14 protein-coding genes are annotated in these 13,842 nt (G+C 69.5%); 8 read left to right on the plus strand and 6 right to left on the minus strand.

Annotated features, from left to right (window positions below):
- The 4 genes from ACGF7Y_RS29370 to ACGF7Y_RS29385 all read right to left on the minus strand — a co-directional run.
- On the minus strand, positions 1 to 680 hold a 680-nt coding region (locus tag ACGF7Y_RS29370; RefSeq protein ID WP_393239332.1), incomplete at its 3' end, for a cytochrome bc complex cytochrome b subunit.
- A complete protein-coding gene (locus tag ACGF7Y_RS29375) occupies positions 677 to 1,852 on the minus strand; it encodes a ubiquinol-cytochrome c reductase iron-sulfur subunit (RefSeq protein WP_393239696.1) in 1,176 nt (391 codons plus the stop codon). The genes ACGF7Y_RS29375 and ACGF7Y_RS29370, both read right to left, overlap by 4 nt.
- A 96-nt stretch (positions 1,853 to 1,948) precedes the next feature.
- Positions 1,949 to 2,812 carry a c-type cytochrome gene (locus ACGF7Y_RS29380; RefSeq protein WP_393239335.1) on the minus strand — a complete coding sequence of 288 codons (864 nt, stop codon included), beginning with the start codon at positions 2,810 to 2,812 and terminating at the stop codon, positions 1,949 to 1,951.
- A gap of 85 nt (positions 2,813 to 2,897) precedes the next feature.
- Positions 2,898 to 3,509 (minus strand): heme-copper oxidase subunit III, encoded by a 612-nt coding sequence (locus ACGF7Y_RS29385; RefSeq protein WP_393239338.1) that lies wholly within the window; start codon positions 3,507 to 3,509, stop codon positions 2,898 to 2,900.
- Positions 3,510 to 3,710: 201 nt separating this feature from the next.
- On the opposite strand from ACGF7Y_RS29385, the gene ACGF7Y_RS29390 reads away from it, so the two are divergent.
- From ACGF7Y_RS29390 to ACGF7Y_RS29400, 3 genes are all read left to right on the plus strand, one after another.
- On the plus strand, positions 3,711 to 4,142 hold the full coding sequence (locus ACGF7Y_RS29390; protein WP_393239341.1) for a hypothetical protein: 432 nt from the start codon (positions 3,711 to 3,713) through the stop codon (positions 4,140 to 4,142).
- 68 nt (positions 4,143 to 4,210) lie between these two features.
- Positions 4,211 to 5,272 (plus strand): anthranilate phosphoribosyltransferase, encoded by a 1,062-nt coding sequence (trpD, locus tag ACGF7Y_RS29395; protein ID WP_393239344.1) that lies wholly within the window; start codon positions 4,211 to 4,213, stop codon positions 5,270 to 5,272.
- A 155-nt stretch (positions 5,273 to 5,427) separates the two neighbouring features.
- A complete protein-coding gene (locus tag ACGF7Y_RS29400; RefSeq protein ID WP_393239347.1) occupies positions 5,428 to 5,718 on the plus strand; it encodes a hypothetical protein in 291 nt (96 codons plus the stop codon).
- 6 nt (positions 5,719 to 5,724) lie between these two features.
- On the opposite strand, the gene ACGF7Y_RS29405 is transcribed toward ACGF7Y_RS29400, so the two are convergent.
- Complete coding sequence (locus ACGF7Y_RS29405) at positions 5,725 to 6,000, minus strand: Lrp/AsnC family transcriptional regulator (RefSeq protein ID WP_040865888.1); 276 nt, start codon at positions 5,998 to 6,000, stop codon at positions 5,725 to 5,727.
- 5 nt (positions 6,001 to 6,005) lie between these two features.
- Positions 6,006 to 7,802 (minus strand): DEDD exonuclease domain-containing protein, encoded by a 1,797-nt coding sequence (locus ACGF7Y_RS29410; protein WP_393239350.1) that lies wholly within the window; start codon positions 7,800 to 7,802, stop codon positions 6,006 to 6,008.
- Between the two features lie 595 nt (positions 7,803 to 8,397).
- On the opposite strand from ACGF7Y_RS29410, the gene ACGF7Y_RS29415 reads away from it, so the two are divergent.
- From ACGF7Y_RS29415 to ACGF7Y_RS29435, 5 genes are all read left to right on the plus strand, one after another.
- The gene (locus ACGF7Y_RS29415) at positions 8,398 to 8,967 is read left to right on the plus strand and encodes a C40 family peptidase (protein ID WP_357038085.1); all 570 of its coding nucleotides are present in this window, start codon (positions 8,398 to 8,400) and stop codon (positions 8,965 to 8,967) included.
- A 217-nt stretch (positions 8,968 to 9,184) separates the two neighbouring features.
- The gene (locus tag ACGF7Y_RS29420; RefSeq protein ID WP_393239353.1) at positions 9,185 to 10,249 is read left to right on the plus strand and encodes an NlpC/P60 family protein; all 1,065 of its coding nucleotides are present in this window, start codon (positions 9,185 to 9,187) and stop codon (positions 10,247 to 10,249) included.
- 156 nt (positions 10,250 to 10,405) lie between these two features.
- Positions 10,406 to 11,398 (plus strand): hypothetical protein, encoded by a 993-nt coding sequence (locus ACGF7Y_RS29425; RefSeq protein ID WP_393239356.1) that lies wholly within the window; start codon positions 10,406 to 10,408, stop codon positions 11,396 to 11,398.
- An 897-nt stretch (positions 11,399 to 12,295) separates the two neighbouring features.
- Positions 12,296 to 13,423: a glycosyltransferase family 4 protein gene (locus ACGF7Y_RS29430; RefSeq protein WP_393239359.1), complete on the plus strand. Its 1,128-nt coding sequence runs from the start codon at positions 12,296 to 12,298 to the stop codon at positions 13,421 to 13,423.
- Positions 13,424 to 13,452: 29 nt separating this feature from the next.
- Positions 13,453 to 13,836, plus strand: coding sequence for a polyketide cyclase / dehydrase and lipid transport (locus ACGF7Y_RS29435; protein WP_391469806.1), 384 nt, complete (start codon positions 13,453 to 13,455; stop codon positions 13,834 to 13,836).
- Positions 13,837 to 13,842: the final 6 nt, after the last annotated feature.

Genomic DNA, 13,842 nt, shown 5'->3' on the forward strand with positions numbered 1-13,842 from the left:
CACACCAGCGCCACGTGCGCGGCGATCAACGCCAGGATGATGCCCGGGAACAGCAGCACGTGCGCGATGTAGAGCCGCGGGATGATGATCTCGCCGGGGAAGTCACCACCGAAGATCAGCCAGTGCATCCAGGTGCCGATGATCGGGATGCTCATCGTGATGCCGCCGAACGCGGCCCGCAGGCCGGTGCCCGACAGCAGGTCGTCGGGCAGCGAGTAGCCGAAGAAGCCCTCGAACATCGCCAGGATCAGCAGCAGCGAACCGATCACCCAGTTCGCCTCACGCGGCTTGCGGAACGCGCCGGTGAAGAAGATCCGGAACAAGTGGATGATGATCGAGGCCGCGAACAGCAGCGCCGCCCAGTGGTGGACCTGCCGTACGAACAGACCGCCGCGGACCTCGAAGGTGATGTTCAGGGCGGTCTCGTACGCCCGCGACATCGTCACACCGCGAAGCGGCTGATAAGCGCCGTTGTAGACGACCTCGCTCATCGACGGGTCGAAGAACAGGGTCAGGTACACGCCCGACAGCAGCAGGATGATGAAGCTGTAGAGCGCGATCTCGCCGAGCAGGAACGACCAATGGGTCGGGAAGACCTTGTTGATCGACCGCTTCATGAACGCGGCGGCGCGGTACCGCTCGTCCGCCTCGCTGGCTTGGGCTGCGACTGAAGGACTCATGAACGGCGCTCCCAGTAGGCCGGGCCGAGCGGCTCGATGAAGTCGCCGTTGGCGACCAGGAAGCCCTCAGCGTTGACGGTGATCGGCAGCTGCGGCAGCGCGCGAGCGGCGGGACCGAAGACCGGCTTGCCCCACTCGGTCGCGGAGAACTGCGACTGGTGGCAGGGGCACAGGATCCGGTTGGTCTGCTGCTCGAACAGCGAGGTGGGGCAGCCGAGGTGGGTGCAGATCTTCGAGTAGGCGAAGTAGTCGCCGTAGTTGAAGCTCTCCTGGCCCTTGCGCTTGATCGCCTTCTGCGCGTCTTCGGTGCGCAGACGGATCAGCATGACGGCGTTGCGGATGCCGCGCAGCGACTGCAACGTCGCGTGCTCGTCACCGCGCCACTTCTCCTTCCACGGGAACACCGTCTCCATGGCGCCCGCGTCCAGGTCCTCCGGACGCACCAGCACCACGTCCTCCGGGCGACCGGTGTCGCGGCGGATGTAGATGGTCTCGCCCGGGAAGTCCGGAGTCCAGCCGGAGACCCACAGCGGCGACTTGTCGCCCTTGGCCCACGGGTTCTTGATCATGCCGCCGACGAACACCAGCAGCGCGCCGATGCCGAGCACGCCGACACCCGCGCCCGCGGTGCGGGTGATCATCTTGCGGCGGCCCAGGGTGGAGGTGTCCAGCGCGTCCTGCAGCTCGGCGACCAGGGTGCGGCGCTCGACCTCCGGCGACGGACCGTCGTGCCGCTGCTGGATGGACAGCTCGGCGGGGATGAACAGCTTGCGGATCAGCACCACCGCGACGCCGATCACCAGCACCGAGATGCCGAAGGTCAGGCCGACCAGCGGGGTGAACAGCGAGTAGAGCCCGTGGCCCTCCTCCTCCTTGCCCTTGAACTCCCACGGCCAGAACAGGAACACGCCGACCAGTGCCGCGGCCGCGATGCCGGAAACGGCGAACCAGAAGGTGACCGCGCGCTCGGCGCGCTTCTCCGCCCGGGTGCCCGGGATCGGGAAGCGCTCGCGGCGGTAGGCGACGTCGACGCCGTCGCGCTCGGTGCCGAGCTTGACCAGTTCGTCGCGCGACAGCTTGTCGAGCTCCGCCTCGGTGGGCTCCACCGGAGTGGCGTTCACCGCGTGCTCGTTCGACGGTTGCGCGTCGTGGCCCTCATCCGGGCGACCCATGTCGTCTCGCTCCTTACTGCTCATGACCTGTGTCCTTTCGGCATGGCCGGGCGCCATCCGTGGCCACGCTAGCTACCGCCTCGAGGCGCTGACCGGTCATGACCGGGATCCGATCCACATCGCGGCACCGACCACGAGCGTGATACCGACCACCCAGATGGCCAGGGCCTCGGTCGCGGGACCGAAGCCGCCGAGATCCCAGCCGCCGGGGCTGTGCTCCTCGGTCGCGTTCTTGACGTAGGCGACGATGTCGCGCTTCTCCTCCGGGCTCAGCTGGCGGTCGGAGAACTTCGGCATGTTCTGCGGGCCGGTGAGCATCGCGGCGTAGATCTGCTGCTCGCTGGCCGGTTCCAGCGGCGGCGCGAACTTACCGGAGGACAGCGCGCCGCCGCGTCCGGTGAAGTTGTGGCAGGACGCGCAGTTCATCCGGAACAGCTCCGAACCGCGGGCGATGTCGTCACCGCGCAACGACTCCTGGGCGATCTCGCCGTCGGCGTCGCGGATCACGGTCGGGCCGCCGCCGTTGGCCGCCACGTACGCGCTCAGCGCGTCGGTCTGGTGGGCGTCGAACTTCGGGGGCTTGCGCTGCGCCTGGGCCTCGTTACGCGCCATCGGCATGCGCCCGGAGGACACCTGGAAGTACACCGCGGCCTCGCCGACGCCGATCAGGCTGGGACCGCGATCGGCGACACCCTGCAGGTTCGCGCCGTGGCAGGTGATGCAGGACGTGTCGTAGAGCTGCTGACCCTCGCGGATGAGCGCGGACTGGTCCTCGTGCGCGGTCGCGCGCTGCGGGTCCGGCGTGAGGGCCGATGCCAGGAAGCCTGCTCCGACGAGGCCCACCAGCAGCGCAAGCCCGCCCGCGATGCGACGGCGAACGCGGCGCTGCCTGCGCGTCTTGCTGGCCTGGCCGTTCCCGGGGCTGGCGGGCTCTGGCGCTGACGGGGGAGATGAACTCATCTGTGTCCCTTTGGAGTAGACGGAACCGACTTCTGCGAAAGATCCTGGGTCGCACCGCGCGCGTTCGGCAGCGCGGCGGCCACGATCAGCGGACGAAGTAGATCGTGGCGAACAGCCCGATCCACACGATGTCGACGAAGTGCCAGTAGTAGGAGACGACGATCGCCGCGGTGGCCTGCGCCGGGGTGAACTTGCTGACCTTGGTGCGCGCCAGCAGGAACACGAACGCGATCAGACCGCCGATCACGTGCAGGCCGTGGAAGCCGGTGGTGATGTAGAACACCGAGCCGTAGGAGCTGCCCGCGATCGACGTGCCCTCGTGCACCAGGTTCATGTACTCGTAGCCCTGGCCGCCGACGAAGAACGCGCCCATGATCAGCGTGACGACATACCAGCGGCGCAGGCCGAACACGTCGCCCTTCTCCGCGGCGAACACGCCCATCTGGCAGGTGAACGACGACGCGACCAGCACGGCCGTGACCGGCACCGCGAGCTTCAGGTTCAGCTCGGTCGGCTCCGGCGGCCAGTTACCGTGCGCCTGGGCGCGCGCGACGAAGTACATCGCGAACAGGCCTGCGAAGAACATCAGCTCGCTCGACAGCCAGATGATGGTACCGACGCTGACCATGTTGGGCCGGTTCAGCGAATGCACACGCTGGGTAATGGCCGATCCTGGGGTCCCTACTGCGGTCGTCACGGGGGTAAGTATGACTCGTCGTAGTACGACAGCCGAACCCGGGTACGAAACTCGTTCCTCCGTGTCCGAAAACGCAGGAAGGGACAGGCTCTCGACCAGGCGGGGGCAGGGGGCGAGCGGGGTCGGCGACCCCCGGAACGGGTCGCATAGCGCGGACGAACGCCCGGCCAGCATGGCAGGCGAGGGTAAGGAGAAGCTGAGATGAAGACGAATATGGGACCGCGGCTGTGGCGGCGGCTGTTCCGGCGGGACCGGCCCGCCGCACTGGACCCGGCGCGAGCGGATCTGGTCGTGGTCGCGGCCTGCTTCGACGACACGGAGGCGTGCTCGGCCGTGCTGGCGCGCGCGACCGGTCTGACGCCGGACGCGCCGGCGGTGCTGCGGCACCACCTGCGTATCCCGCCGCGGCACGTGCCCACCGTCTGCGCGATCGCCGCACAGGACGGCTACTCCCCCGCGCCGCAGGTCGGCGGCCCGGGCAGCGACGAACTCGAGACGGTGATCCTCCAGCGGGTCCAACTGCTGGACGCCCTGCACTGCTCCCAGGAACGCTCGCGCATGGCCGGCCTCGCCCAGCGCCACGACGGCACCGCCGACGGCTGGGACGCCCTGCAACCGGGCCCTTCGGCATAACCGGTCGCGCACTAGGCTGCGTGCGGACAAACTGGTGCGTGGAACCGGTGTGACGGGAGAAGTGTGGAATGAGCGTGCGCAGCTGGCCTCAGGTGCTCGGAGTCCTCGCCGACGGTGGCGACCTGGCCGCGGACGACACGTCGTGGGCCATGAACGAGATCATGTCCGACAACGCCACTCCCGCGCAGATCGCCGCATTCGGCGTCGCCATGAAGATCAAAGGCCCGACGCCCGCCGAACTGACCGGCTTGGCCGCGGGCATGCTCGACCACGCCCGGCTGGTGCGCATCGATGGCGACGCGGTGGACATCGTCGGCACCGGCGGTGACCGGTCCGGTTCGGTGAACATCTCCACCATGTCCTCGATCGTGGTGGCCGCGGCCGGTGTTCCCGTGGTCAAACACGGCAACCGGGCCGCGTCGTCGAAGAGCGGCGGCGCGGATGTGCTGGAAGCGCTCGGCGTGAAGCTCGCGCTCGGTCCCGAGGCGGTGGCGCGCTGTGTGCGCGAGGTCGGCATCGGCTTCTGCTTCGCGGCCGTGTTCCATCCCGCCCTGCGCTATGCGGGGGCGGCCCGCAGCCAGATCGGCATACCGACGGTGTTCAACGTGCTCGGACCGCTGACCAACCCCGCGCAGCCGCGCGCCGGACTGGTCGGCTGCGCGTTCGCCGACCTGCTGCCCGTCATCGCGGGGGTGTTCGCCGAACGCGGTGCGAGTGCCCTGGTGGTGCGCGGCAACGACGGGCTCGACGAGATCACCACCTCGGACACCACCGAGGCGTGGATCGTCTCGGGCGGACGGACGCGTCGGACCACCATCGACCCCACCCGCGTCGGCATCCCCCGGGTCGAGTTGGACGCGCTGCGCGGCGGCGACGCCGAGGTGAACGCGGGCGTGGCGCGCGACGTGTTCGCCGGTCGCGGTGGAGCGGTCCGCGACGCGGTGCTGCTGAATTCGGCGGCGGCGATCGTGGCCTACGACTGGTCGCGCGGCGCGGGCGATCCGGACGCGGATCTGCACGCAGCGCTCGCCGCGGGCATCGACCGTGCCGCCGAGGCGATCGATGCGGGCAACGCGGCCGCGCTGCTGGAGCGCTGGGCGAAGCTGACGCAGACACTCGGTGACAACTGACGCGGGTCGGTCGATGCGTGCGGGTCGACACGCTGACCTGAACGAAGGCCCTGATCGGCGCTGTCGCGGCCGGTAACGTTCGAGGCGGCAATCCGGCGCATCGCCGAGTTCGTCGGGCACCGCGCCGGCCGGTTCGACCGACGAGGAGCACAGATATGCGACCCACCGTTCCGGCGCTACTCGCTGTCCTCGCCACCGCGGGTATCGCCGCCGCCGCGCCAGGAGCGAACGCGGCCGAAGGCGCCTTGTTCGCCGCGGGCCTCAGCTACGAGAACCCGGCGGGCTGCCTCGATGTCGGCGACGGGTCCGATGTGGAGGTCCGCAACCGCACCGACGGCGTCGTGCACCTGTACGACGTGCCGGGCTGCTCGGGCGATGTCGTCGAAGTGCTCGCGCCGAACGACGCCGCCTATTTCGCGGTGCTCAGCGTCCGGATCGAGGACTGAACGGGACTAGTCGCCCAGCGAGAACGCGGCCTCCACTTCGGCCCGCGAGTACGACTTGAACGCGATGTGCGTCGTGGTGCGCAGGACACCGGGCGTCTTGTCGATCCGGGCGGTCACCACCTCGGCGATCTGCTCGTGGTCGCGCACCCGCACGATCGCGATCAAGTCCACGTCGCCCGCGCAGGAGTAGACCTCGGCGACGCCCTCGGTGTCCGCGACCGCCTGCGCGGTCTCGGGGATGCGGCCGTTGTCGGCGTGAATCAAGACGATCGCGGTAATCATGACGCTCAGCCTAAGCGGTCGAGATAGCCCTGCTCGGTCGGTTGCGCGCGGACCGCCGCGTCGGCCAGTTCCGCCCAGCCCAGCCACCGCGCGGCGCCGAACAGCGGCTCTCGATACCCCTCGGTGGTGCGCACGATCCGCACTCCCGGCCGGGCCAGCCAGCGCGCGACCAACGCCACCTCTTCCGGTGAAGCGCCCCGCAACGGCGGCGCGTCTTCCGTGATCGGCGCTTCCCCCTCCCGCAGCGGATGCTCGGCGAGAATCCCCGTCGGAATCACCGTTTCGGCGGCGGCGACGATCTGTTCCACGAGGGGCATCGGCGGCACACCGCGCCGTGCCGTGCCGGAACCGGCCAGGCGGCCGTACCGGATGACCGCAAACTCCCACCCGCCGTCGCCGTCGGGATGCGCGGCGATCAATTCGGCTATGCGTGCCAGCGCGGCCAGCCGTTGCGTACGGCGCAGCGCCCGCACCACCCGCGCCGCACGATCGCGCAGCCGCGCGGCCGCCTCGAAATGCTGTGCACGCGCGTGGTTTTCGATGCGATCGAGGATGGACCGGATCGGCGCGTCGCTGTGCCCGGCGAACAGTGAACGCACGAGCGCGGGCGCAGCGGCGTACTGCGCCATATCCAGCGGGTTGCCCGTGGACCCCGCCGGACACCCACCGACGAGGGCGGGCGGGCACTCGTGCACCGCCCTGCGCGACAGCCGCGTCGTGCAGGTGCGCAGTCCGGTGAACTCGGCGATGATCACGCCGAGGTCGGCGGCGTCGTTGCGGGAGCGGAACGGCCCCAGCGCGTCCCGAGTGGGTTCGCGCACCACCGAGAACCGCGGGAACGGCTCGTCGGTGAGGGTGAGCCACCAGGCCCGCTTCGGGAATTTCGACCGGCGATTGTACGGCGGAGTGTGCGCCACCAGCAGCCGCAGTTCGCGCACCCCCGCCTCGAGCGCGTGCGCGCACACCACGTGGTCGACCCGAATCGCCAGGGACACCATCTCTTTCATCCGGCCCCGGGTCTCCGAACCGGTGAAGTAATTACGGACACGACGGCGCAGGTTCACGGCCGTACCTATATATAGGACTTCGTCGGAAGGACCGCGGAACAGATACACACCGGGAGCAGCGGGGAGATCGGCCGCGAGGACGCGCTTGGAGCGCTGCCGGGGCGTGACGTCGGGCAGATAGTCCAGCAGCTCGGTGAGGCTGTGGACGCCCTGGTTCCCGACTCGTCCGATCAGCGCGTGCAACACGTCGACGGTCGCCCTGGCGTCGTCCAGTGCGCGGTGGGTCGGTTGGGTGGAGGCGCCGAGCAAGCGCGCCAGCGAGCCGAGCCGCACGGAGGGGGCCTCGTCGCGCCCGAGCACCCGTCGCGCCAGTTTCACGGTGCACAGCACCTGCGCGGCCGGCCACGGGGTGTCGCACTGCGCCGCGGCGGCGCGCAGGAACGCCATGTCGAACCGGGCGTTGTGCGCGACCAGCACGGCGCCCGCGGCGAATTCCAGGAAGCCGGGCAGCACCGCCTCGATCCCCGGCGCGGCGTACACCATCGCGGTGGTGATGCCCGTGACGTGCACTATCGCGGGCGGAATCGCGCGTCCCGGGTTGACCAGCGTCGCGAATTCGCCGAGCACCTCCCCGCCGCGCACCTTCACCGCGCCGATCTCGGTGATGCCGTCGGCTCCGGGACTGGTCCCGGTGGTCTCCAGGTCCACGACCACGAAGGTGGTGTCGTACAAGGGGGTGTCGAGCTCGTCGAAAGCCAGCTGCTGGACGGCCGGGCGCGGCGCGGGGTCGGACACGGCGAGCAGCGTAGGGCCACGGTCCGACAGGAACCGGGCACGCGAATCCGCCACGAAATGTCCGAATTACACCGTGGGGATTCTCGGGCGATACCCGGGAAATGATCTAGGAATGCGGAAAAGAGACTCAGATCACAAAAGGAACAAAACTGTATCAAACATTGCCGCGAGTCTTGCGAAGCGCAGTCGATCACCAGCAGGCGAGCCCGCCACCCTCGGCTCTACAGTGTACGAACGAGCGACCATGCCGTGCCCTACGGTGTTTTAGGGCCACCTACCTGGCAAAACGCTGGTCGAGGCAATCCAGGGTCGCCGACCGGTCCGACCCGCTCCAGCAGACGGCCGAAACCGGACTTTTCCTGGGATTTCGGCACCGTTATCTTTTCGTGATTCCGTGGGACGTATCTCACAGCCTTTGGACCGCGCAATTGTTGAGCAGACGCTTTTCGCATTGCCCGGCCTTTACAAATCACCGTGATGTGTTCGTAACCTTTTCGAGACCTCACGGAGTCCGCCGCGCCAACCGGTGCGGCCCAGACGAAGTCCGCGGCACCACCGGGTGCGGCGTCGTGAGGCAGATTGGGAGTTCCGCATCATGACGACCAACGCCGTCAAGCGTCACGCACAGCGCGCTGTTGCCGCCGGGGCCGTCGGCGCTGCCACTCTCGGCGCGTTCCTGCTGCCCGCAGCCCCCGCGTCGGCCCAGCCGGTGACCATCCCCGGCGTGGGAACCTTCGACGTTCCCAACGAGATCCCGGTCCCGCAGGCCCTGCCGGGCCTCGAGCTGCCCGGTCCCGCTCCCCTTCCTTTCGCCGCCCCCAAGAGCTCCGGCGAGATCGCCTTGGACGCCGCCATGAGCAAGGTCGGCTCCCCGTACGTCTACGGCGCCGCGGGCCCCAACTCGTTCGACTGCTCCGGCCTGGTCCAGTGGTCCTACCGCCAGGCGGGCGTCGAACTGCCCCGCACCAGCGGCGCGCAGCTGTCCGCGGGCAGCCCGGTGTCGCTGAACGATCTGCAGCCGGGCGACCTCGTCTCGTTCTACGGCGGCAGCCACTCCGGCCTCTACGCCGGTGACGGCAATGTCGTGCACGCGTCCACCTCGGGCCAGCCCGTGAAGGTCGCGCCGATCTCCTCCATGCCGGTCGCGGGTGCTCGCCGCTTCTGAGAAGCAGCTGGTCGGGCCGCTGTATCGCGGCCCGACCGCACCAACGGCCCGTGATCGTTCCGTGCTCTACTGGACATCGATGCGGGCCGTTCCGTAACCTAACCGAGACCTTCCACCGATTACCCGCGGTTCGCCGGCGCAAACCTCGGTTTCGGCGAAGGACTCTGCGTCGGTTTCACGAGAGATCGCTTCACGAGAGAACGGGGCACCGCGGGCTGTGGCTGAACATCACCGGAGACAGCAGACCAAACGTCTGGTGGGCGGGACGCTGGCAGCCGGAATCCTGGCCGCGGGCCTCTACGGCGGCGGTCCGGCCGGAGCCGATCCGGTAGCACTTCCCTCGACGGCCACCGAAGCCGTGCAGCGGATGATCGATCTGTCTCATCAGTCCGAGCAGCTCAACCAGCAGGCACTGGGAGCGGAGGCCGAGCTGGAGGCGAAACTCGCCGTGCAGCGCGACGCCGACGCCCGGCTGGCCGCCAGTACCGACATGGTCAACCGTGCCCGTGACGAGGTCCGCCGGTACCAGCCGGTCATCGACCGGACCGCGATCGCCGCCTATCAGGGCGCCCGCACCAACCGCCTGTTCGCGGTGCTGGTCAGCGACTCACCGCAGCAACTGCTCGACCAGATGTCCACGCTGGATGTGGTATCCGCGCAGACCTCCGAGCAGCTCGACCACTACGAGAAGGCCACGGACGCCGCCACCGCGGCCGAATCGGCGGCCCGCGCCGCCTCCGACGCGGCCCGCTCCGCCGCGCAGAAGGCCGAGGCGGTGCGCATCGATCTGGAACACAAGCGCAGTGATCTCGGTGGCGCCATCGCGCAGGTGGTGCAGGCCTGGGGCACGCTGTCGGCGAAGGACAAGTCCGCTCTCGCCGGCTCGCCGTTCCCGCCCGGATTCGACCGCGACACCCTTTTGCAGGGTCTCGTTCCCGGCAGCGGCACCAGCGCACTGGCGGCGGGACTCACGCGGATCGGCGACCCCTACGTCTGGGGCGCCACCGGCCCGAACCAGTTCGATTGCTCCGGCTTGGTCCAGTGGGCCTTCAAGCAGGTCGGCAAGAACGTGCCACGAACCAGTTCGCAGCAGGCCACCTACGGCACCCCGGTGGCCAAGGACGATCTGCAGCCCGGCGACGTCGTCTTCTTCTACTCCGACATCTCGCACGTCGGCATCTACGCGGGAAACGGACTCATGTTGCACGCCTCGACCTTCGGCGTGCCCGTCGCGGTCGCGCCCATGGGCTCGACACCGTTCCATTCGGCTCGGCGATACTAGACCCTGTGAGCGAGCCAAACAGCGGCACCGCACTACTCCAGGCACGACCGACCGGCTACGGACGACCGTGAGCGACCTTCGCGGTCGACACGGCGCCTCAGCCACCGCACGGCACCGCGGCGCCATGTCGCCGGACGGCGTGCGCCGATGACGGGCATGCGGAAATCGCGCGACTGGTGGTCGGCGCGGCGGCGATTCGAGTTCTGCCTCACCGTCGCGATGGTGGTGGCGCTCACCGGGGTGTGTGTCGCACTGATCATGTTGCCGAACACGGTGCTACCGAAACTGCGAGCCGCCGAACCGGGGACGACCGAGGCGGTGGGTCAGGCGGCGGCCACCGATCCCAGGCTCGCCGAGGTGCGGCGCATCGTCGAGCCGTTCGGTTCCATCGTCGCCCGCCAGGTGCCGACCGGCGACGGACGGCAATCCCTGGTCGTCGGCCATTCCGACCAGCGGATCGAAATCGACGTGCTGGAGCGCGAACTCGCCGACGCCACCGCCGCGGTGACCGATGTCTGGGGCCCCGGCTGGGCGCAGTCCGCGCTCGTCGTCGTCGCCTCGTCGCCTTCGGAGTTCGCGGCTCTGCTGCGTTCGCCCGACCTCCTGCCCGCCGAAGTCGCCGCCGCATCGGTCGCCGACCCGTTCACCCAGGGCAGCAGCCCTACCGGCCAGCGTGTCGTCTTCGGTCCCGACACCGGACGCCGCCTCGATCCCGAAGGCATGGCCACCCTGCTGCGGCACGAACTCACCCACATCGCCGCGCGTGCGGACACCGTCGACGGCGCACCGCTGTGGATGCTGGAAGGCTTCGCCGACTACACCGCGCACCACGGCGAAGGCCAGCGGTTCGCCGACATCGCCCCCACCCTCACCGCGCATGCCCACGCCGGGCAGATCCCCGCCGATCTACCCGCCGACGCCGAGTTCTCCGGCCACGACGCCGCCTTCACCTACGAAAAGGCCTGGTCGATCTGCGCATTCGTCGCCGAGAAATACGACCGTCCTCACCTGGTGCAGCTCTACCACCGCATCGCGGCGGGCAAACAGGACCCGACCACCGAAGACGGCATCCTCCGCGAAGTCCTCGGCACCACCCGCACCGAGTTCGTCGACGACTGGCGCGAGTGGGTACGAGCCCGGACCGCCTGACCCTCCCTCCCCAACCCGCGAATCGCGCGCTGCTTCTACGCCGCGCCCCGCCGTTAGGCAGGGTCGGCGGACGGCATAGGCAACGGAAGGCGCCGTGTCGAGCTGGGACTGGTCGGCCGAGCCACCCGCCCGAACCGACCCGCCCCTGCGCAAGCGTTGACCAGCGAATACCGCCAACTGGAAAGACAGCCGCCCCAACCCGCGTGCACTATGCCGGCGAGCCCCAATGCCGACGCACCCAGCTCCCCGTTTAGCGAAGCATGCGCCGTTCGCGGCCCGCCCCGTTCGCACGGCCGTCGCGGATCGGTCCTCAGGACGACCACTGCGAGCCGCGTACACGATGTCCAGCGCTCCCCCCGACGCGCCCAGCGCACCCCGACTCCCGGTTCGAGCGAAGCGAGACCGAGCATCCGCCATCCGCGGCCCGGCTCCCGTTCGCGCGCCCACCACGTACCCGGCCGATCACCGGTCACATACGACCACCCACCACTGCGAGCCGCGTACACGATGCCCAGCGCTCGCCCCCCACGCGCCCGCCCAGCGCACCCCAACTCCCGGTTCGAGCGAAGCGAGACCGAGCATGTTCCGTTCGCGGCCCGGCTCGCGTTCGCGCGGCCGCCACGTACCCGACCGATCACCGGTCACATACGACCACCCACCACTGCGAGCCGCGTACACGATGCCCAAGCTGGCGCCCCCACGCGCCCAGCGCACCCCAACTCCCGGTTTTGAGCGAAGCGAGACCGAGCATGCGCCGTTCGCGGCCCGGCTCGCGTCCGAGTGGCCGCCGCGTACGCGACGAAGGAGCAAGCGGCGGTCACTCGGACGCGAGCCACAAAGGGGCCGCGAACACGCCGCGACGCAGTCGCGGCCAGAAGACACAGTATTTTGTTGCGCATGGCCCGAACTTTGCTGGTTACCAATGATTTCCCGCCGCGGCCGGGCGGTATCCAGTCGTATCTGCAGGCGTTGGCCGGTGAGCTGCCGCCGGATGACCTGGTCGTCTACGCTCCGCGCTGGCGCGGCGACAGTCATCTGAAGTTCGACGCCAGGCAGAAGTTCCAGGTGATTCGCCATCCCACCACGCTGATGCTGCCGACTCCGCTCGTGCTGCGCCGCGCCGCGCGACTGCTGCGGAGCGAGCAGTGCGACACGGTGTGGTTCGGGGCGGCGGCACCGCTGGCGCTGATGTCGCCCGCGCTGCGTCGCGCCGGCGCCGAACGCATCGTGGCCAGTACGCACGGCCACGAGGTCGGCTGGTCGATGCTGCCCGGAGCCAGGCAGGCGTTGCGGGTGATCGGCGAGCAGACCGACGTCGTCACGTATGTCAGCCGCTATACCCGCCGCCGGTTCGCGTCCGCGTTCGGGTCGAACGCGGCGCTGGAGTATCTGCCGCCCGGGGTGGACACCGAGGTGTTCCGCCCGGATCCGGGGGCGCGTGCCGAGCTGCGCGAGCGTTACGGCTTGGGCGACCGTCCGACCATCCTGTGCCTGTCGCGGCTGGTGCCGCGCAAGGGGCAGGACGCACTGATCCTGGCCATGCGCGATATCCGCGAGCGAGTGCCCGGAGCGGTCCTGGTGATCGCGGGTGGCGGCCCCTTCGAGGACAAGCTGCGCGCCCTCGCGGTCGCCGCGGGCGTCACCGAGGACGTGGTGTTCACCGGCCGCGTCCCGTCCGGTGAGCTGGCCGCGCATCACACGCTGGCGGACGTCTTCGCGATGCCCTGCCGGACCAGGGGCGCCGGCTTGGACGTGGAGGGGCTGGGCATCGTCTACCTGGAGGCCTCGGCGTCCGGCGTCCCGGTGGTGGCGGGCAATTCCGGCGGCGCGCCGGAGACCGTGATCGAGGGCAGGACCGGGCGGGTGGTGGACGGCCGCTCCGTGCAGCAGATCGCCGACGCCCTGGTGGAGATCCTGTCCGATCGGGACGCGGCCGCGCGGATGGGCGTGGCGGGCCGGGCGTTCGTCGAGCAGCAGTGGCGCTGGGACACCCTGGGCGCGCGCCTGCGACAGCTGCTGCGGTGATCCGCGTCGCATCTACTACGCTCAGCGGAGTGAGCAGTATCCAGGTCGCAGATCAGACCTTCGTCGCCGCATCGGGGGCCGCCGTGGCCGACCTGCTGGCCGGCCCGAACCAGTGGCGCCGCTGGTGGCCGGACCTGGACTTGGAGGTCCGGGAGAACCGGGGTGAGAAGGGCATCCGCTGGTCGGTGTCCGGGGCGCTGACCGGAACCATGGAGGTGTGGCTGGAGCCCTCGCTCGACGGGGTGATCCTGCACTACTTCCTGCACGCCGAACCGCAGCCCGCGCTGCCGGTGGGCAAACTCGCCGCCGCCAACCGGGCGCGCCGGGTCGCGGGCAAGAACATGTCGTTCGAAGTGAAGTCCCGACTGGAGTCGGGTCGCCCGGCCGGCGTCGCTCCCGCGGCCCTGTCTTGATCTACC

The sequence above is a fragment of the Nocardia sp. NPDC047654 genome (genome assembly GCF_043205035.1).
Classification (GTDB): domain Bacteria; phylum Actinomycetota; class Actinomycetes; order Mycobacteriales; family Mycobacteriaceae; genus Nocardia.